The organism is Pseudomonas sp. NFACC14 (genome assembly GCF_900106885.1).
Lineage (GTDB): Bacteria > Pseudomonadota > Gammaproteobacteria > Pseudomonadales > Pseudomonadaceae > Aquipseudomonas > Aquipseudomonas fluorescens_AA.
Window position 1 is genome coordinate 35,718 of record NZ_FNOA01000019.1, and the last position, 18,422, is coordinate 54,139.

Annotated in this window: 19 protein-coding genes and 1 riboswitch; of the genes, 15 read left to right on the forward strand and 4 right to left on the reverse strand. The window is 63.6% G+C overall.

Features of this window, described 5'->3' with window-relative positions; genetic code table 11:
* Nucleotides 1–8: 8 nt before the first annotated feature.
* Both purN and purM read right to left on the reverse strand, forming a co-directional pair.
* Nucleotides 9–659 (reverse strand): phosphoribosylglycinamide formyltransferase, encoded by a 651-nt coding sequence (gene purN / locus BLU85_RS23190; protein ID WP_060741065.1) that lies wholly within the window; start codon nucleotides 657–659, stop codon nucleotides 9–11.
* Nucleotides 659–1,717 (reverse strand): phosphoribosylformylglycinamidine cyclo-ligase, encoded by a 1,059-nt coding sequence (purM, locus tag BLU85_RS23195; RefSeq protein ID WP_092204033.1) that lies wholly within the window; start codon nucleotides 1,715–1,717, stop codon nucleotides 659–661. The genes purN and purM overlap by 1 nt, the downstream gene beginning before the upstream one ends.
* Before the next feature lie 364 nt (nucleotides 1,718–2,081).
* Here purM and BLU85_RS23205 point away from each other — a divergent pair, with 364 nt between their 5' ends.
* The 5 genes from BLU85_RS23205 to BLU85_RS23225 all read left to right on the forward strand — a co-directional run bounded on the left by BLU85_RS23205 (nucleotide 2,082) and on the right by BLU85_RS23225 (nucleotide 6,661).
* Nucleotides 2,082–3,140: a DUF2066 domain-containing protein gene (locus BLU85_RS23205; protein WP_092204037.1), complete on the forward strand. Its 1,059-nt coding sequence runs from the start codon at nucleotides 2,082–2,084 to the stop codon at nucleotides 3,138–3,140.
* A gap of 32 nt (nucleotides 3,141–3,172) precedes the next feature.
* Nucleotides 3,173–4,246, forward strand: a complete 1,074-nt coding sequence (locus tag BLU85_RS23210) for an AI-2E family transporter (RefSeq protein ID WP_092204039.1) — start codon at nucleotides 3,173–3,175, stop codon at nucleotides 4,244–4,246.
* Nucleotides 4,247–4,415: 169 nt separating this feature from the next.
* Nucleotides 4,416–5,120 (forward strand): DnaA regulatory inactivator Hda, encoded by a 705-nt coding sequence (hda, locus tag BLU85_RS23215; protein WP_003178999.1) that lies wholly within the window; start codon nucleotides 4,416–4,418, stop codon nucleotides 5,118–5,120.
* A gap of 212 nt (nucleotides 5,121–5,332) precedes the next feature.
* Complete coding sequence (locus BLU85_RS23220) at nucleotides 5,333–5,959, forward strand: C40 family peptidase (RefSeq protein WP_092204041.1); 627 nt, start codon at nucleotides 5,333–5,335, stop codon at nucleotides 5,957–5,959.
* 165 nt (nucleotides 5,960–6,124) lie between these two features.
* A complete protein-coding gene (locus BLU85_RS23225; protein ID WP_092204043.1) occupies nucleotides 6,125–6,661 on the forward strand; it encodes a C40 family peptidase in 537 nt (178 codons plus the stop codon).
* A gap of 182 nt (nucleotides 6,662–6,843) precedes the next feature.
* On the opposite strand, the gene BLU85_RS23230 is transcribed toward BLU85_RS23225, so the two are convergent.
* On the reverse strand, nucleotides 6,844–8,154 hold the full coding sequence (locus tag BLU85_RS23230; RefSeq protein ID WP_092204045.1) for a PQQ-dependent sugar dehydrogenase: 1,311 nt from the start codon (nucleotides 8,152–8,154) through the stop codon (nucleotides 6,844–6,846).
* 177 nt (nucleotides 8,155–8,331) lie between these two features.
* Nucleotides 8,332–8,916, reverse strand: a complete 585-nt coding sequence (locus BLU85_RS23235) for a hypothetical protein (protein WP_092204047.1) — start codon at nucleotides 8,914–8,916, stop codon at nucleotides 8,332–8,334.
* Between the two features lie 153 nt (nucleotides 8,917–9,069).
* Nucleotides 9,070–9,280: riboswitch (cobalamin riboswitch) on the forward strand.
* An 80-nt stretch (nucleotides 9,281–9,360) separates the two neighbouring features.
* Between BLU85_RS23235 and cobO the strand changes: the two genes are divergently transcribed.
* The 10 genes from cobO (at nucleotide 9,361) to BLU85_RS23285 (ending at nucleotide 18,379) form a co-directional block, all read left to right on the forward strand.
* Complete coding sequence (gene cobO, locus BLU85_RS23240) at nucleotides 9,361–9,972, forward strand: cob(I)yrinic acid a,c-diamide adenosyltransferase (RefSeq protein WP_092204049.1); 612 nt, start codon at nucleotides 9,361–9,363, stop codon at nucleotides 9,970–9,972.
* A complete protein-coding gene (locus BLU85_RS23245; RefSeq protein WP_092204051.1) occupies nucleotides 9,969–11,363 on the forward strand; it encodes a cobyrinic acid a,c-diamide synthase CobB in 1,395 nt (464 codons plus the stop codon). Before cobO ends, BLU85_RS23245 begins: the two co-directional genes overlap by 4 nt.
* Complete coding sequence (gene bluB / locus BLU85_RS23250; RefSeq protein WP_092204053.1) at nucleotides 11,360–12,010, forward strand: 5,6-dimethylbenzimidazole synthase; 651 nt, start codon at nucleotides 11,360–11,362, stop codon at nucleotides 12,008–12,010. Before BLU85_RS23245 ends, bluB begins: the two co-directional genes overlap by 4 nt.
* Nucleotides 12,007–12,915, forward strand: a complete 909-nt coding sequence (cbiB, locus tag BLU85_RS23255) for an adenosylcobinamide-phosphate synthase CbiB (RefSeq protein WP_092204055.1) — start codon at nucleotides 12,007–12,009, stop codon at nucleotides 12,913–12,915. Before bluB ends, cbiB begins: the two co-directional genes overlap by 4 nt.
* Entirely contained in the window at nucleotides 12,908–13,900 is a 993-nt protein-coding gene (gene cobD / locus BLU85_RS23260; RefSeq protein WP_092204057.1) for a threonine-phosphate decarboxylase CobD, read from the forward strand. The genes cbiB and cobD overlap by 8 nt, the downstream gene beginning before the upstream one ends.
* On the forward strand, nucleotides 13,897–15,348 hold the full coding sequence (locus BLU85_RS23265; RefSeq protein WP_092204059.1) for a cobyric acid synthase: 1,452 nt from the start codon (nucleotides 13,897–13,899) through the stop codon (nucleotides 15,346–15,348). Before cobD ends, BLU85_RS23265 begins: the two co-directional genes overlap by 4 nt.
* Nucleotides 15,349–15,499: 151 nt before the next feature.
* Nucleotides 15,500–16,021: a bifunctional adenosylcobinamide kinase/adenosylcobinamide-phosphate guanylyltransferase gene (gene cobU, locus BLU85_RS23270; protein ID WP_092204060.1), complete on the forward strand. Its 522-nt coding sequence runs from the start codon at nucleotides 15,500–15,502 to the stop codon at nucleotides 16,019–16,021.
* A complete protein-coding gene (gene cobT, locus BLU85_RS23275) occupies nucleotides 16,018–17,073 on the forward strand; it encodes a nicotinate-nucleotide--dimethylbenzimidazole phosphoribosyltransferase (protein WP_092204061.1) in 1,056 nt (351 codons plus the stop codon). The genes cobU and cobT overlap by 4 nt, the downstream gene beginning before the upstream one ends.
* The gene (cobC, locus tag BLU85_RS23280; RefSeq protein ID WP_092204062.1) at nucleotides 17,070–17,645 is read left to right on the forward strand and encodes an alpha-ribazole phosphatase family protein; all 576 of its coding nucleotides are present in this window, start codon (nucleotides 17,070–17,072) and stop codon (nucleotides 17,643–17,645) included. The genes cobT and cobC overlap by 4 nt, the downstream gene beginning before the upstream one ends.
* A gap of 2 nt (nucleotides 17,646–17,647) precedes the next feature.
* Nucleotides 17,648–18,379, forward strand: coding sequence for an adenosylcobinamide-GDP ribazoletransferase (locus tag BLU85_RS23285; RefSeq protein ID WP_092204063.1), 732 nt, complete (start codon nucleotides 17,648–17,650; stop codon nucleotides 18,377–18,379).
* The last annotated feature ends 43 nt before the right edge of the window (nucleotides 18,380–18,422 follow it).

Consider the following 18,422-nt stretch of genomic DNA (forward strand, 5'->3'; position numbering starts at 1 on the left):
AAAATCTCCTAGTATCGAATCAAATGGCCGCTGGCGGCGAGCAACTGGCCGTCCAGTGAGGCACCGCGATCGTCGAGGGTCAGCCTTCCTTCGGCAAACCAACGCACGGCCATGGGGTAGATCTGGTGCTCGCGGGCGTGAACCCGTTGCGCCAGACTTTGCGGCGTGTCGTGCAACTCTACCGGTATTACTGCCTGTACGACCAGTGGTCCGCCATCGAGTTCCTCGGTGACAAAGTGCACGGAGCAGCCGTGCTCCGTGTCTCCGGCCTCCAGCGCGCGCTGGTGAGTATGTAACCCTTTGTATTTGGGCAGCAGCGAGGGATGGATATTGAACAGGCGGCCCTGGTAGTGACGCACGAAGCCAGCGCTGAGAATGCGCATGAAGCCAGCGAGCACGACCAGTTGCGGATTGAAGGTGTCGATCTGTTCGATCAGCGCGGCGTCGAAGGCTTCGCGGCCCTCGAACGCCTTGTGATCCAGGACGCGGGTGTCGATGCCCGCGTCCCTGGCACGTTGCAGGCCGTAGGCATCGGCGCGGTTGGAAATCACCGCACGGATACGGACCGGGCTGTCGCCGGTCCGCGTGCTGTCGATCAAGGCCTGCAAGTTACTGCCGGTGCCGGACAGCAGCACCACCACGTCACAGGTCGCGGACATCAGTGTGCCTTAAGGTTTTTCAGCTCGACCTGTGCGGCGCCTTCGGCCGCGGTAGCGATCTGGCCGATGACCCAAGGCTGTTCGCCGGCTTCACGCAGGACGTTCAGGGCGGTCTCGACGTGCTCCTGGGCCACGCAGATGACCATGCCCACGCCGCAGTTCAGCACGCGGTGCATTTCGGTTTCATCGACATTGCCTTTCTCTTGCAGCCAGTCGAACACCGCCGGACGGGTCCAGCTTGCCACGTCGACCACGGCCTGGGCGCCTTTTGGCAGCACGCGCGGGATGTTGTCCAGCAGGCCACCACCGGTGATGTGGGCCATGGCCTTGACGGCACCGGTGTCCTTGATCAGCTTGAGCAGCGGCTTGACGTAGATGCGGGTCGGGGCCATCAGCAGGTCGGCCAGCGGCTTGCCGTCGAGCTGGGTCTTTTCGATCTCGGCACCCGAGACTTCGATGATCTTGCGGATCAGCGAGTAGCCGTTGGAGTGCGGGCCGGAGGATGGCAGGGCGAGCAGGGCATCGCCGGCAGCGACTTTCGAGCCGTCGATGATTTCGGCTTTCTCCACGACGCCGACGCAGAAGCCGGCCAGGTCGTAGTCTTCGCCTTCGTACATGCCTGGCATTTCGGCGGTTTCGCCGCCGACCAGGGAGCAGCCGGCCAGTTCGCAGCCGGCGCCGATGCCGGTCACGACCTGGGCAGCGGTGTCGACGTTCAGTTTGCCAGTGGCGTAGTAGTCAAGGAAGAACAGCGGCTCGGCACCGCACACCACCAGGTCGTTCACGCACATGGCCACCAGGTCGATGCCGATGCTGTCGTGCTTGTTCAGGTTCAGGGCCAGGCGCAGCTTGGTGCCGACGCCGTCGGTGCCAGAGACCAGGACCGGTTGCTTGTAGCCGGCCGGGATCTCGCAGAGGGCGCCGAAACCGCCCAGGCCGCCCATGACTTCCGGGCGCGCAGTGCGCTTGGCGACGCTCTTGATGCGTTCGACCAATGCTTCACCGGCGTCGATGTCTACACCGGCGTCCTTGTAGCTCAGGGAGGGTTGCTTGCTCATGATCCAGGCCTTTAGGGGGGATTTCTGGGTAACGACCGACCGCCAGGGCCATTGAATAACCGTTGTACGAATTATTCCGGGGGCCCGGCCGTTGCCGGTCTGCGAAGGCGCGCGATTTTATCAGGCTTGAGGGGCAGCGGCCATCCTCGCGCCGACGGGCAGGGACATATCCGCGGAAAAAAACCGATATTTCTTATATTGGTACTGCGCAACGCCTCTGTATAAGGTGTAGCGGTAACCGGTTATGGTGATGACCGTGCGAAACTTCCACCGGCGTGTGAATGTTTTGCCGGGTGCTGTGGTCTCAGCCATGCTCAATCTTCTTCACACGGCCTGTTCCAGCCGTTATGTCCGGGAATCTTCCATGCGTTTGTTCAAATTCTTGTCCGTGGGCTGCTTGTCGCTGATCAGCCTGGCGAGCCATGCAGAAACCGTCAGCGGCCTCTATCAAGTGCTCGAACCGGTCACCAACCAGACGCCGGAGGAGCGCAACCAGGCGACGTTGCGCGCCCTGGATACGCTGGTGCTGCGCCTGACCGGCGATGCCAAGGCGGCCCAGAATCCCGGGTTGGCGGCCATCCGCCAGGATCCGCAACAGATCATTCTTCAATATGGCTACGACGCCGGCCCGCCGGAAAGCCTCAAGGTGGATTTCGACCCGGCGAGCACCGACCGGGCACTGCGCGCGGCAGGCTTGTCGCTCTGGAGCGCGAACCGGCCATCGATCCTGGGCTGGTGGCTGAACGATTCGGCCGAGGGCTCGAGCCTGGTGGGCGATGGCCAAGCCAGCGCCACGCCGCTGCGGCGTGCCGCGCAGCATCGGGGCCTGGCTTTGCACCTGCCGCTGGCGGATCTGAGCGAGCAGATCGTCGCCACCGCGCCGAACCTGGAAGGCAGCGACCCGGCGCCTCTGCGCGATGCGTCGGAGCGCTACGCGGCGGACGCCTTGCTGGCGGTCCATGCGAAGGAAGAAGGCGGCCAGTGGCATGGTACCTGGCGCTTGTGGCTGGGGGACCAGCGTGAGCAGGGTGCTGCCCAGGGCGCCGATCCTGCGGCCTTGGCCGATGCGGTCATGCTCGCGGTGAGCCAGCGCCTGGCGCCGCGCTTCGTCGCCAAGCCGGGGGTGGCCACGGAACAACTGCTGGAAGTGCAGGGCATGAACCTGGAGCGCTACGCGGCGTTGGGGCGTTTGCTCGAACCGTTCGCTGGGCAGTTGCAGCGGGTCGAAGGGGACCGGATCGTCTATCGGGTCAACGGCAGCGCCGAACAATTGAAGGCGCAGTTGGCTCTGGCAAAACTGCAGGAAGTTCCAGCCGGTGAGGCCATCGCGCCGGTACCGGTCGCGCCGCCCGCCGCCGATGGCTCGGCCCCGGTTGCAGCACCTGCGCCAGCACCGGCCGCCAATTTGCGGTTCCGCTGGTAGGTTGTCTTTCTTTATATAGCTAGGAGTGGTTCATGGGCGATACGCGGCGTTGGTTCTGGTTGGGTGGGGTTGCCCTGCTGTTCGCCCTTATCTATTTGCTGCATCCGATCCTCACACCGTTCCTGGTTGCGCTGCTGTTGGCCTATCTGTTCGATCCGGTGGTGGATCGCCTGGAAAAACTCGGCCTGTCGCGGACCTGGGGCGTGGTGACGGTGTTTGCGCTGTTCACACTGATTGTGAGCGCCCTGTTACTGGTGCTGATACCGATGCTCGCCAAGCAACTGGTGCGCCTGTACGAATTGGCGCCGCAGATGCTCGATTGGTTGCAGCACAGCGCGATGCCGTGGGTGCAGTCGAAATTGGGCTTGGCCGACGGTTTCTGGAAGTTCGACAAGGTCAAGGCCGCCATCAGCGAGCACATGGGCCAGACGACCGACATCGTTGGCGTGGTGTTGAGCCAGGCCACGGCCTCGGGCCTGGCGTTGATCGGCTGGCTGGCGAACCTGGTGCTGATTCCGGTGGTGGCTTTCTATCTGCTGCGGGACTGGGACCTGATGATGGCCAAGATCCGCAGCCTGCTGCCACGTCAGCGTGAAGAACGCATCATGACCCTGACCGGCGAATGCCATGAAGTGTTGGGGGCGTTCGTGCGGGGGCAGTTGCTGGTGATGGTGGCCCTGGGCTTCATCTACGCGGCCGGCTTGATGCTGGTGGGGCTGGAGCTGGGGCTGTTGATCGGCTTGATCGCCGGGCTGGCGGCCATCGTGCCGTACATGGGCTTTGTGATTGGGATCGGTGCGGCGTTGATCGCCGGGTTGTTCCAGTTCGGCGGCGACTTGTACCCGATGGTCGGCATCGTGGCGGTGTTCATGGTCGGGCAGGCCCTGGAGGGCATGGTGCTGACGCCGCTGTTGGTGGGCGACCGCATTGGCCTGCATCCCGTGGCGGTGATCTTTGCGATCCTGGCCGGTGGCGAGTTGTTCGGTTTCACCGGGATCCTGCTGGCGCTGCCGGTGGCGGCGGTGATCATGGTGCTGGTGCGGCATATGCACGATCTGTACAAGGATTCGGACATTTATAGCGGCGCTGAAGACCCTGATCTGTAGGGCAAATCCGCGACGGGGCGTCAGGGAAACCGACGTTCCGTTCTCTTGCTGCTGCAAACCTTTGATTTTGCTCGTGGTCCGGCGCATTGTGCGGTCCGTGTCACGGGTATAAACTTTGCGAACTTTACACAGAGGCCACTAACGGTTCCCTTGGAACTGTTCAGTCAGCATGAAACCGATTCAGCTGCCCCTAGGTGTGCGTCTGCGTGATGACGCCACCTTCATCAACTACTACCCAGGCGCTAATGCCGCTGCACTCGGCTATGTCGAGCGGCTTTGCGAAGCCGACGCCGGCTGGACCGAAAGCCTGATCTACCTGTGGGGCAAGGACGGGGTAGGGCGCACGCACCTGTTGCAGGCCGCTTGCCTGCGGTTCGAGCAATTGGGCGAGCCTGCTGTTTACCTGCCGTTGGCCGAGTTGCTCGATCGCGGCGTTGAGATCCTCGACAACCTTGAACAGTACGAACTGGTCTGCCTGGACGATCTCCAGGCCGTGGCCGGCAAGGCTGACTGGGAAGAAGCGCTGTTTCACCTGTTCAATCGGTTGCGCGACAGCGGTCGGCGCTTGTTGATCGCCGCCTCGACGTCGCCTCGGGAACTGCCGGTGAAACTGGCGGACCTCAAATCCCGTCTCACCCTGGCGCTGATTTTCCAGATGCGCCCATTGTCCGACGAAGACAAACTCCGAGCCTTGCAGCTGCGTGCCTCCCGCCGTGGCTTGCACCTGACCGACGAAGTCGGGCATTTCATCCTCACTCGTGGCACCCGCAGCATGAGCGCATTGTTCGAGCTGCTCGAGCGCCTCGACCAAGCCTCGCTCCAGGCCCAGCGCAAGCTGACTATTCCTTTTTTGAAAGAAACTTTGGGCTGGTAGAACCGTTGTAAGTAGTGGCTCATGGCCTGTTCTGGACGCGGCGAAACCCGCGGTCCTGCTGGGTTGCAGGCTGCGTAAGGTTCAAACTGGGCTTAAGCGCTTAGATGTAAACGTAAAACCGAGAAGTCACATTTGCATCGATTGAATTTGCAAATGAGGTTGATAGAAGGCATAGTCTCGCCATCTTTACTACTTCAGCCACGGTCGTGCCCATGCTAAATCGCTTCGCACCCCTCGTGCCTCTCGCACTCGTTACCCTGTTGTTCGGTTGCGCTGCCCACTCTCCAGTGTCCCAGCAAGCGCCACAACCAAGGGTCCAGAATTCCGTTACCGCCCAGTCTTCCTCCGTTGCGTTCCAGGAAGAAATGGCTTCCGACAAAGAGCTCGCAGCCTTCGCTGGCAGCAAGCCTTACCAGCTTCCAGTACTGGCTGACAGCATCCTGGAACGTGGCATGTCATTGATCGGTACCCGCTACCGTTTTGGCGGTACTTCCGAAGCAGGCTTCGATTGCAGCGGTTTCATCGGTTATCTGTTCCGCGAAGAGGCTGGCATGAACCTGCCGCGCTCCACTCGCGAAATGATCAACGTGAACGCCCCACTGGTAGCGCGCAATCAGCTGGAGCCCGGTGACCTGCTGTTCTTCAGCACCAACGGTCGTCGCGGTCGCGTCAGCCATGCCGGTATCTACTTGGGCGACAACCAGTTCATCCATTCCAGCAGCCGCCGCAGCGGTGGCGTGCGCATCGACAGCCTGGGCGACAGCTACTGGAGCAAGACCTTCATCGAAGCCAAGCGCGCCCTCGCCATGGCACCGACTGTGGTCACTGCTCGCAAGTAAGCACACAGTTTGTAAGGCAAACTTAAAGTCTTACTTGAAGTTTGCCACATAGCCGCTAGAATCCTTGATCATTGATTGATGGCAATCCGCCTGCGTACTACGCAGGCGGATTTGTTTTCATGCCCACGGCAGAAAAGCCGCATCCAGATCAGGATTGTTCTGCATATGTCGACGTCGGCCCGCCTTGCGCTCATCTTCCTCGCCGCGCTGCTCAGTGCGTGCGCCAGCCGTACCCCGCCGCCAGCACCTGTGGTGCGGGCCCCGGTGGTCTTTGCTCCCCCGCAATCCTTTTCACCGGCCGCCGAAGACGTCCTGTTCCGGGCGCTGGGCCTGGTGGGGACGCCGTACCGTTGGGGCGGCAATACACCGGATTCGGGCTTCGACTGCAGTGGCTTGATCGGTTATGTGTACCGCGATGCCGCCGGTATTTCCCTGCCGCGCTCCACGCGCGAGATGATCGGCATGCGCGCGCCGGATGTCGGCAAGAACGCCTTGCAGACCGGCGATTTGATTTTCTTCGCCACCAACGGCGGCTCTCAGGTCAGCCATGCCGGGATCTATGTCGGCGAGGGGCGCTTCGTCCACGCGCCGGCCACGGGCGGCACGGTCAAGCTCGACAGCCTGTCCAAGGCCTATTGGCAGAAGGCTTACCTGGGCGCCAAGCGTGTGTTGCAGTCGGAACACCTGGCGCGTAATCCCTGATGCGAATGTTCAGGCCAGCGCAAATCTGTGGCGAGGGGATTTATCCCCGCTGGGCTGCGCAGCAGCCCCCTAAAATAGTGGCTTGGATGTGATCGGCCTGAAAATTCGGGATTTCAGGCTTTAGGGCTGCTTTGCAGCCCAGCGGGGATAAATCCCCTCGCCACAAGAGAGTGCGATCAGCACTATTTGGCAGACACCCGCCAGATCTTGTTCCCCACGTCATCAGCCACCAACAAACCACCCTGCTTGTCGATGACCACGCCCACCGGCCGGCCTTGGGCTTTTTCGTCGGCGTTCAGGAAGCCGGTCAGCACATCCACCGGTTGCCCCACGGGTTTGCCGCCGTTGAACGGTACGAAAATCACTTTATAGCCACTGTGGGGCTTACGGTTCCAAGAGCCGTGCTGACCGACGAAAGCCCCTTCGGTAAACGGTGCAGGCAGGGTGCTGCCTTCGGCGAAGGTCAGGCCCAGTGAGGCGGTGTGGGGGCCGACGGCGTAGTCCGGGGCGATGGCCTTGGCCACCAGGGCCGGGTTCTGTGGTTCGACCCGGGTATCGACGTGCTGTCCGTAGTAGCTGTAGGGCCAGCCATAGAACGCGCCGTCCTTGACCGAGGTGATGTAGTCCGGCACCAGGTCGCTGCCGATCTCGTCCCGTTCGTTTACCGCCGTCCACAGGGCCCCGCTGCGAGGTTCCCAGGCCAGGCCGTTGGGGTTGCGCAGGCCTGAGGCGAAGATCCGGTGATTGCCGCTGGCCCGGTCCACTTCCCAGATGGCGGCGCGACCTTCTTCAGCCTCCATGCCATTTTCCGCGACGTTGCTGTTCGAGCCGGTGGTGACGTACAACTTGCTGCCGTCACGGCTGGCGATCACGTTCTTGGTCCAGTGATGGTTGAGGGTGCCGCCCGGCAGGTCGACGACCTTGGTCGGCTGCGCCTTGATCTGTGTGTCACCGTCCTTGTACGGGAAGCGGATCAGTCGGTCGGTGTCGGCCACGTACAGGTCATTGCCCACCAGGGTCATGCCGAACGGCGAATTGAGGTTTTCCAGGAACACCGTACGGGTTTCGGCGATGCCATCGTGGTTGGCGTCACGTAATAGCGTGATGCGGTTGGGGCTGGGCACGCCGGCACCGGCGCGGCCCATGACCTTTTTCATCACCCAGCCACGGATGCCCTTGGAATCGTCCGGTTTGGGTGGGGCGTTGGTTTCGGCCACCAGCACATCGCCATTGGGCAGCACGTAAAGCCAGCGCGGATGATCCAGTCCTTCGGCGAACGCGCCTACTTGCAGGCCCTGGGCCGGGGTCGGCTTGGCGCCTTGCGGCCAGCCGACGGCTTCGGCGATGTTGACGGTGGGGACTAGGGTCTTGTTCGGTTCAGGCAGTTTCGGTGCCGGGCCGGTGCCGTCGGAAACCTGCAGGGTGGACGATTCGCCGCAGGCGGCAAGCCCGGCGGCGAGGGCGACAATCAGGAGATGAGGTGGCTTGAACATGCTGGCTTCCCTATGAATGCATATAGTTATTCATAGAGAAGCGTAGACGCACGGATGGTTCAAACTGCGCGCAAAACCTTGTGGGAGCGAGCTTGCTCGCGATGGCGGCAGGACAGTCAATATAGATGTTGCCAGGTGCGCCGCTATCGCGAGCAAGCTCGCTCCCACAGTAATGAGTCAGCCATGGGCCTGTTTGAACAGCACGGCAATGCCTGGATGGTATTGGCCGGCCTCGTTGCGCAACTTGCGATAGGCGTATGGGAAGTACCAGGCCACGGCGCAGGTGTTTTCCTTCTGCAAGTCGTCGATCATGTCCTGCAGTTCTTCAGGCGTGGCGCTTTGCTGGGCTTTTTGCGGCGAGACGAACAGGCAGCCCAGCTTCAGGTCGCTGGCGTAGCTGATGCGCTTGGCATCGCTGGTGGCTTCCAACAGCGGTTGGGTCAGGTTCAGGTTGTTGACCTTGGGCCAGCGTTGGGTGGCCTGGATGAAGGCACGCTCATCGGTGCTGGCGATGAACAGGTCGGCGCTGACGTTGCGTTCGCCTTCTTCATTCTGCTTGCGGGTCGGCGCGTTCTGCAGCGTGACCATCTCGGCCATCCAGGCGGCGGCCGACAACAAGCTGAGATTGGCTCGTTCATCGAACCAGTAGGGGGTGTCGTTATCGCCGCGCACCGCGTTGTAGCGGTCGATACAATCAAACCAACGTTCCAGCACCGGGCGCAGGAATTCCAGTTTTGGATTGCTGATGAGCATGCCTTGCATGTTTTGCCCTCTTGTTCTTGTGATATCGGGTCGTAATGTCGCTTTGATATCACTTGCCGCAGCATCACACAAGATTGACGTCATTTTATTGATCCGTGCCAATGAGCGCCCCGACAGGCGGCTTTAATTGACGCTCCACCCCCAACCCTCTAACCTTCGCCGCTTGTTTCAGGTGCTCTGTGACTGTGTTCGACAGAGTGAAACAGGGAAGCCGGTGAGTGCACACGAACCCGGCGCTGCCCCCGCAACGGTAAATGAGTCAACGCTGTGCCTAAGCCACTGTGTCGCATGACATGGGAAGGCGCGCAGCCCGGCGCCACGCCGCTCATGAGCCCGGAGACCGGCCTGATTCATCCAACGGCATCACGGTGGGCGATGCCAGGCTTGCTGCCGTCTTTTTTTGTGCCCCGCCCGCCGTTATCCAATCCCAACGGAGAGCTCCCCATGACCGATACCCCTGAGCGCGACGAACGCCACCTGGCGCGCATGCAGCGCAAGAAAGCCGTGATCGACGAGCGCATCGCCAACTCGCCGAACGAATGCGGCTTGCTGCTGGTGCTGACCGGCAACGGCAAGGGCAAGAGCAGCTCGGCGTTCGGCATGCTGGCACGGTCCATGGGCCATGGCATGCAATGCGGGGTGGTGCAGTTCATCAAGGGGCGCAACAGCACGGGTGAAGAGCTGTTTTTTCGCCGCTTCCCGGAGCAGGTGCGTTTTCATGTCATGGGTGAAGGTTTCACCTGGGAAACCCAGGACCGCCAGCGCGACATCGCCGCCGCCGAAGCCGCCTGGGCGGTATCGCGCCAGTTGCTCAGCGATCCGTCCATCGGCCTGGTGGTGCTCGACGAATTGAATATCGCCCTCAAGCACGGCTACCTCGACCTCGATCAGGTGCTCAGCGATCTGCAGGCGCGTCCGCCGATGCAGCATGTGGTGGTGACCGGTCGCGGCGCCAAGCCGGAGATGATCGAGCTGGCCGACACCGTGACTGAAATGGGCATGATCAAGCACGCGTTCCAGGCGGGTATCAAGGCGCAGAAAGGCGTCGAACTGTGAGTGACCCTTGCCTGGCAAGCCGCCACTGTCCGGCGGTGCTGATCGCCGCCCCGGCTTCGGGACAAGGCAAGACCACCGTCACCGCGGCGCTGGCCCGGTTGCATCGCAACCAGGGACGCAAAGTGCGCGTCTTCAAGTGCGGCCCGGACTTCCTCGATCCGATGATCCTGGAGCGGGCCAGCGGCGCGCCGGTCTATCAATTGGACATGTGGATGGTCGGCGAGCAGGAAAGTCGCCGGCTGTTGTGGGAAGCCGCCGCCGAAGCGGACCTGATCCTGATCGAAGGGGTGATGGGGCTGTTCGACGGCACCCCGTCCAGCGCCGATCTGGCGCGGCATTTTGGCGTACCGGTGCTGGCGGTGATCGACGGCACGGCCATGGCCCAGACCTTCGGTGCCTTGGCCCTGGGCCTGGCCCGTTATCAACCGGACCTGCCATTCGCCGGGGTCTTGGCCAACCGGGTCGGCACCTTGCGTCACGCGCAATTGCTCGAAGGCAGCCTGACCGAAGGCCTGCGCTGGTACGGCGCGCTGTCGCGGGAAACCGGCATCGAATTGCCCAGCCGTCATCTCGGGTTGGTCCAGGCCAGTGAATTGAACGATCTCGACCTGCGCCTCGACGCGGCGGCCGATGCCTTGGCCGGTAGTTGCGAAGTGGCGCTGCCGCCTGCGGTGGAATTCGCCGCGCCGCAGGTGATTGCCGTTGAGCCGTGGCTCGCCGGGGTGCGCATCGCCGTGGCCCGTGACGAAGCGTTCGCCTTCACCTATGGCGCAAGCCTTGATCTGTTGCGGGCCATGGGTGCGCAGTTGAGCTTTTTTTCACCTATCCATGACACCGAACTGCCCGAGGCGGACAGTCTTTATCTGCCTGGCGGTTATCCGGAGCTGCACCACGTTGTGCTGGCCCGGAATACGCCGATGCTGGCCGCGATCCGTGCCCACCACGCCGCCGATAAACCGTTACTCGCCGAATGCGGCGGCATGTTGTATCTGCTCGATTCATTGACCGATGTCGACGGCGTGCGCGCCGAACTGTTGGGTTTGCTGGCCGGCGATGCGCAGATGCAAAAGCGCCTGGCGGCCCTGGCATTGCAGTCGGTGGATCTGCCGGAAGGCAACCTGCGTGGGCACACTTATCATCATTCCCTGACCAGCACCGAGGTTGAACCGATTGCCCGTGGCCATAGCCCCAATGGCGGGCGAGGGGCGGAGGCGGTTTTCCGGCAGGGGCGGATGACGGCTTCCTATGTGCATTTTTATTTTCCGTCCAATCCCAGGGCGATTGCCGCGTTGTTTGCGCCTGACCTTGATGCCGCCTTCGCGAGCAAGCCCGCTCCCACATTTGATCACCTGAACCCTGTGGGAGCGAGCTTGCTCGCGAAAAGGCCATGACCGACAACGCTTTCTCCCAGACCGAACGCGACGCCATCTACCGCGCCATCGCCGAACGCCGTGACATGCGCCACTTCAGCGGCGGCACGGTCGAACCGGCCCTGCTGCGCCGTCTGCTGGAAGCCGCGCACCAGGCCCCGAGTGTCGGCCTGATGCAACCGTGGCGATTCATCCGCATCAGCGACCGCGCCTTGCGTGGGCAGATCCGCCAACTGGTGGAGCAAGAACGCATTCGCACCGCCGAGGCCCTGGGCGAGCGCAGCGATGAGTTCATGACGCTCAAGGTCGAAGGCATCGACGACTGTGCCGAAGTGCTGGTGGCGGCGTTGATGGAGGATCGCGAGCGGCACATCTTCGGTCGTCGGACCTTGCCGGAAATGGACCTGGCCTCGCTGTCCTGCGCCATCCAGAACCTGTGGCTGGCCTCCCGCGCCGAAGGGCTGGGGATGGGCTGGGTGTCATTGTTCGAACCTCAGGCCCTGGCCGACCTGCTGGGCCTGCCCGCCGGGGCCAAGCCGCTGGCGATTCTTTGCCTGGGGCCGGTCGAGGGTTTTTACCCAGCGCCGATGCTCGCCTTGGAAGGTTGGGCGCAACCGCGTCCGCTCAATGAACTGCTGTATGAAAACCGTTGGGGGGTGAGCCCATGAGCGTGGCGTTGCTCAGTGCCGCCGCGGTGGCGCTGGATGCGCTGTTGGGCGAGCCCCGGCGCTGGCATCCGTTGGTGGCGTTCGGCGGCTTTGCCGATCGCATCGAACAACGTTTCAACTCAGGCGGACGTGGCTGGCGCAGCCACGGGGTAACGGCCTGGGTGATCGCCGTGGTGCCGTTGACCTTGCTCGCCACGGCGCTGTCCTGGGCGCCGATGGTGGGCTGGCTGGTGGATATCCTGGCGTTGTACTGTGCCCTCGGCCTGCGCAGCCTCGGCGAGCATGTCGAGCCGGTGGCGCGGGCACTGCGCAGCGGTGATCTGGAACAGGCGCGCCAGCGCGTCGGCTACCTGGTCAGTCGCGAGACGGCTGGACTGGATGAAACCGCCGTGGCCCGCGCCGCCACCGAGTCGGTGCTGGAAAACGGCAGCGACGCGGTGTTCGCCGCGTTGTTCTGGTTCGCCGTGGCCGGCACGCCCGGGGTGGTGCTGTACCGCTTGAGCAATACCCTCGACGCCATGTGGGGCTATCGCAACGAACGCTTCGAGCGCTTCGGCTGGGCGGCGGCCAAGATCGACGATGTACTCAACTACATTCCGGCGCGCCTGGTGGCGTTGACCTACGCGCTACTCGGCAAAACCCGCCTGGCGCTCAAGTGCTGGCGCAGCCAGGGCCCGACCTGGGACAGCCCCAACGCCGGACCGGTGATGGCCGCCGGGGCCGGAGCGCTGGGTGTAGAGCTGGGCGGGGCGGCGGTTTACCACGGCGAACTGCACCAACGTCCGCCCTTGGGCGAAGGTGTGCCGGCGAGTGCCGATTCCATTGATCGCGGCTGGCAATTGGTCCAGCGCGGGGTATGGTTGTGGTTGCTGATTCTCTGCCTGGGAGCTGAGTTCTATGCTTGAGCACGGTGGACGCTTGCGCAACGCGGCCCGGCAATACGGCATTGCCGAGGCCGATTGGCTCGACTTGTCCAGCGGCCTCGCGCCTTGGCCGTTCGACGTCCCGGCGATTCCCCTGCGGGCTTGGGCGCGCCTGCCGGAAGCCGATGATGGCTTGGAGCAGGCCGCCTGCGATTACTACGGTGCGTTGGATGTGCTGCCGGTGGCCGGTTCGCAGATGGCCATCCAGCTGTTGCCGCGCCTGCGTCGCAGCGGCAAGGTCGGCGTCTTGTCGCCGTGTTACGCCGAGCACGCCGAAGCTTGGCGCCGCAGCGGCTATATCGTGCGCGAAGTACTGGAAGCGGAAGTGGATTTCTTCCTCGACAGCCTCGACGTGCTGGTGGTGGTCAATCCGAACAACCCCACGGGCCTGAGCCTGGCGCCCGAGCGCTTGCTGGATTGGCATGCCCGCCTGGCCCAGCGCGGTGGCTGGTTGGTGGTGGATGAAGCGTTCATGGACGTCACACCGGCGCTGAGCCTGGCGGCATACACCCATCTGGTCGGGCTGATCGTCCTGCGTTCGTTCGGCAAGTTCTTCGGCCTGGCCGGGGTTCGCCTGGGCTTTGTATTGGCCGAACGCCGCTTGCTCAAGTTGCTCGCCGAACAGGTCGGGCCGTGGGCCGTCAGCGGGCCGACCCGGGTGCTGGGCCAGGCGTGCCTGCTGGACAGCGCTGCCCACGCAGACCAGCGTCAACGCTGCGAAGCCACCAGCCAACGCCTGGCGTTGTTGCTCGAACGCCACGGCTTCAAGCCGCAGGGCGGCTGCGGGTTGTTCCAATGGCTGGTCACCGAACACGCCCAGGGGCTTCACGATTTCATGGCCCATCGCGGCATTCTCCTGCGCCTGTTCGTGAATACCAGCAGCCTGCGGTTCGGGCTGCCGGCCGACGACAGCGAGTTCCTGCGCCTCGAACAAGCCTTCGAGGCCTACGCCAAGGACAACCCATGACCACAGTGATGGTGCAGGGCACCACCTCCGATGCCGGCAAAAGTACCCTGGTCACGGCCTTGTGCCGCTGGGTCAGGCGCCAGGGCGTGGGCGTGGTGCCGTTCAAGCCGCAGAACATGGCCCTCAACAGTGCCGTGACCGCTGACGGCGGCGAAATCGGTCGGGCCCAGGCGGTGCAAGCCCAGGCGGCGGGGCTCGAACCGCACACCGACATGAACCCGGTGCTGCTCAAGCCCAACAGCGACACCGGCGCCCAGGTGATCATCCATGGTCGTGCCGTCACCACCATGAACGCCGTGGCTTATCACGATTACAAAGCCATCGCGATGCAAGCGGTGTTGGCCTCCCACGCGCGCTTGAGCACGGCCTATGCGGTGGTGATGGTGGAAGGCGCCGGCTCGCCGGCGGAGATCAACCTGCGCGCCGGTGACATCGCCAACATGGGCTTTGCCGAGGCGGTGGACTGCCCGGTGCTGCTGATCGCCGATATCAATCGCGGCGGAGTGTTCGCCCATCTGGTCGGCACGCTGGAGTTGCTTTCCCCTAGCGAGCAGGCGCGGGTGAAGGGCTTCATCATCAACCGTTTTCGTGGCGACATCGCCTTGCTGCAACCGGGCCTGGACTGGCTGGAGACGCGCACCGGCAAACCGGTGATCGGCGTGTTGCCGTACGTCATGGATCTGCACCTGGAAGCCGAGGATGGCCTCGATCAGCGTCAGATCGACAAGGCCGAGCAGGTGCTGAAAGTGGTGGTGCCGGTCTTGCCGCGCATCAGCAACCACACCGATTTCGATCCGTTGCGCCTGCACCCTCAGGTCGACCTACAATTCGTCGGCCCCGGCCAGCCCATCCCGCCGGCCGACCTGATCATCCTGCCCGGCTCGAAAAGCGTGCGCAGCGACCTGGCCTACCTGCGAGCCAACGGTTGGGAGACGGCGATCCATCGTCACCTGCGCTACGGCGGCAAATTGCTGGGCATCTGCGGCGGTTTGCAGATGCTTGGCCAGCAGGTTCACGACCCGTTGGGGCTGGAAGGCGCGGCCGGTTCCAGTGCCGGGCTGGGCCTGCTGGATTTTGAAACGACCCTGGAGCACGAGAAGCAACTGCGCAATGTGCGTGGGCGACTGGCCTTGGAAGCGGCCGAGGTCAGCGGCTATGAGATCCACGCGGGCGTGACCACCGGCCCGGCCTTGGAAAATGCTGCGGTGCACCTGGAAGACGGCCGTTGCGACGGCGCCCAGAGCCTCGACGCACAGGTGTTCGGCACCTACCTGCACGGGCTGTTCGAGTCGCCCCAGGCCAGCAGCGCGTTGTTGCGTTGGGCGGGGTTGGCGGATGTGCAAACGGTGGATTATCACGGCTTGCGCGAGCGGGACATCGAGCGGTTGGCGGATCTGGTGGAGCGGCATCTGGATACTGGATTGTTGCGTGAGCTTTGTGGGATTTGAGGTGGCTGGGCTGGCCTCATCGCGAGCGAGCTCGCTCCCACATTGGATTTCTGATGAGCACAGAATTTATGTACACCCCAGATCAACTGTGGGAGCGAGCTTGCTCGCGATGGCGCCAGTCGCCACACCGCCAAATAAAGGTTAATGACCCATGCTGCAACTGATCCTCGGCGGCGCCCGCTCCGGCAAGAGCCGCCTGGCTGAAAAACTCGCGGCGGACACCGGCTTGCCAGTGACCTACATCGCCACCAGCCAACCCCTGGACGGTGAGATGAACGATCGTGTCGCCCAGCATCGCGCCCGGCGGCCGGCCGAATGGGCGCTGGTGGAGGAGCCCTTGGCCCTGGCCCGGGTGCTGCGGGAAAACGCCGCCCCCGGGCAATGCCTGCTGGTGGATTGCCTGACCCTGTGGCTGACCAACCTGCTGATGCTCGACGCTCCCGAGCAACTGAACGCCGAGCGCCAAGCGCTGCTGGACAGCCTGGCCGCGCTGCCTGGGGAGATCATTTTTGTCAGCAACGAGACCGGCATGGGTGTCGTGCCGCTGGGCGAGCTGACGCGCCGTTACGTCGATGAAGCCGGTTGGCTGCATCAAGCCTTGGCCGAACGTTGTCAGCGCGTCGTGCTGACCGTCGCTGGCCTGCCCCTGACTCTCAAAGGTACTGCGTTATGAATCATCGCTGGTGGCTGGAACCGTGCAAGCCCGTCGATAACCAAGCGCTGGAACTGGCCGCGGCCCGTCAGCAACAACTGACCAAACCGGCCGGTTCCCTGGGTCGGCTGGAATCGGTGGCGGTGCAACTGGCGGGTCTGCAAGGGCAGCTCAAACCGAGCCTGGATCACGTGTGGATCGCGATTTTCGCCGGCGACCATGGTGTAGTCGCCGAAGGCGTGTCGGCGTTTCCCCAGGAAGTGACTGGGCAAATGCTGCTCAATTTCGTCAGCGGTGGCGCGGCCATCAGCGTCCTGGCGCGACAGCTGGGCGCGTCCCTGGAAGTGGTCGACCTGGGCACCGTCACGCCTACGCTGGACCTGCCCGGTGTGCGGCACCTGAACCTGGGGCCGGGCACGGCGAATTTCGCCCAGGGCCCGGCAATGACGGTGAGACAGGGCGAGCAAGCCTTGCACGCCGGGCGCGACAGTGTGCTGCGTGCCGTCGCGGCCGGGACGCAATTGTTCATCGGCGGCGAGATGGGCATCGGCAACACCACCGCCGCCAGCGCCCTGGCCTGCGCCTTGCTCGACTGCCCGGTGGCGCATCTGGTCGGGCCGGGCACGGGGTTGGACGCCGCAGGTGTCAGCCGCAAGGCCCAGGTGATCGAACGGGCCCTGGCGTTGCACGCTGCCCAGGGTAACGACCCGTTGCAGACGTTGTTCAACCTCGGCGGTTTTGAAATCGCCGCGTTGGTCGGTGCATACCTGGCCTGTGCTCAGCAGGGTGTCGCGGTGCTGGTGGATGGCTTCATTTGCAGCGTCGCGGCCCTGGTGGCGGTGCGCCTCAATCCTGAATGCCGGCCATGGCTGCTGTTCGGTCATCGCGGCGCCGAACCGGGCCATCGTCACGTGCTGGAAACCCTCGGCGCCGAACCGCTGCTGGATCTCGGGCTGCGCCTGGGCGAGGGCAGTGGCGCGGCGTTGGCGGTGCCGCTGTTGCGCCTGGCGTGTGACCTTCACGGGCAGATGGCGACATTTGCCGAAGCGGCCGTGGCGGACCGCCCGGCATGACCCTGCGCCTGGACCTGCTGCGTCACGGCGAAACCGAACTGGGCGGCGGCTTGCGCGGCAGCCTCGACGATGCCTTGACGGCCAGGGGCTGGGAGCAGATGCACACCGCCGTCGCTCAAGGCGGGCCCTGGGATCGCCTGGTCAGCTCACCCTTGCAGCGCTGCGCCCGTTTCGCCGAGCAACTCGGCGCCCGGCTCAACGTGCCGGTGCACTTGGACAAAGACCTGCAAGAGCTGCATTTTGGCGCCTGGGAAGGTCGCAGCGCGGCGGCCTTGATGGAGACCGACGCCGAGGCGTTGGGGCGGTTCTGGGCCGACCCTTACAGCTTCACGCCGCCCGACGGCGAGCCAGTGCTGGAATTTTCCAGACGGGTCCTGGCGGCGGTGGGACGGCTGCACGCGGCCTATGCCGGCCAGCGTATCTTGCTGGTCAGCCACGGCGGCGTGATGCGCTTGTTGCTGGCCCAGGCCCGTGGTCTGCCGCGCGAACAGTTGCTCAATGTCGAAGTCGGACATGGCGCGCTGTTCGCTCTTCAGGTGTCATCCGGTCCCGCACTGAACGAGGTGGGTTAGGCATGCTGCCATTCTGGATCGCCCTGCAATTTCTCAGCAGCCTGCCGGTGCGATTGCCGGGCATGCCCGAACCTGAACAACTGGGCCGTTCCTTGCTGTTCTACCCCTTGGTGGGCTTGTTGTTCGGCGGCCTGCTCTGGCTGCTCAATGCATTGCTGACCGGCGCACCGCCACTGCTTCACGCCGCGTTGCTGCTCACCGCTTGGGTCCTGCTCAGCGGCGGCCTGCACCTGGATGGCCTGGCCGACAGCGCCGACGCCTGGCTCGGTGGCTTCGGCGATCGCGAACGCACGCTGTTGATCATGAAAGACCCGCGCAGCGGGCCGATTGCGGTCATCACCCTGGTGCTGGTGTTGCTGCTCAAGTTCACTGCGCTGCTGGCGCTGATCGAACAAGGCCAGAGTCTGGCTTTGCTCATCGTCCCGGTGCTGGGGCGCGGGACGTTGCTTGGGCTGTTTCTTACCACGCCTTATGTGCGTGCTGGTGGGTTGGGGCAGGCGTTGGCTGATCATCTGCCGCGGCGCGCTGGGTGGCGGGTGTTAGCCGGATGTGCGCTGGGTTGCGTGCTGGTGACTGGGTGGAACGGGATACTCGCGCTGGTGATTGCCTTGGGAGTGCTTGTTGGCTTGCGGCGGATGATGGTGCGCAGGTTGGGGGGCTGCACCGGGGATACAGCCGGGGCGTTGCTTGAACTGTTGGAAGTGGCGGTGTTGGTAGGGTTGGTTTCGGCCTGATTTAATCAAACCACCTGTCAACTCTGACAGTATCGGTGATCGC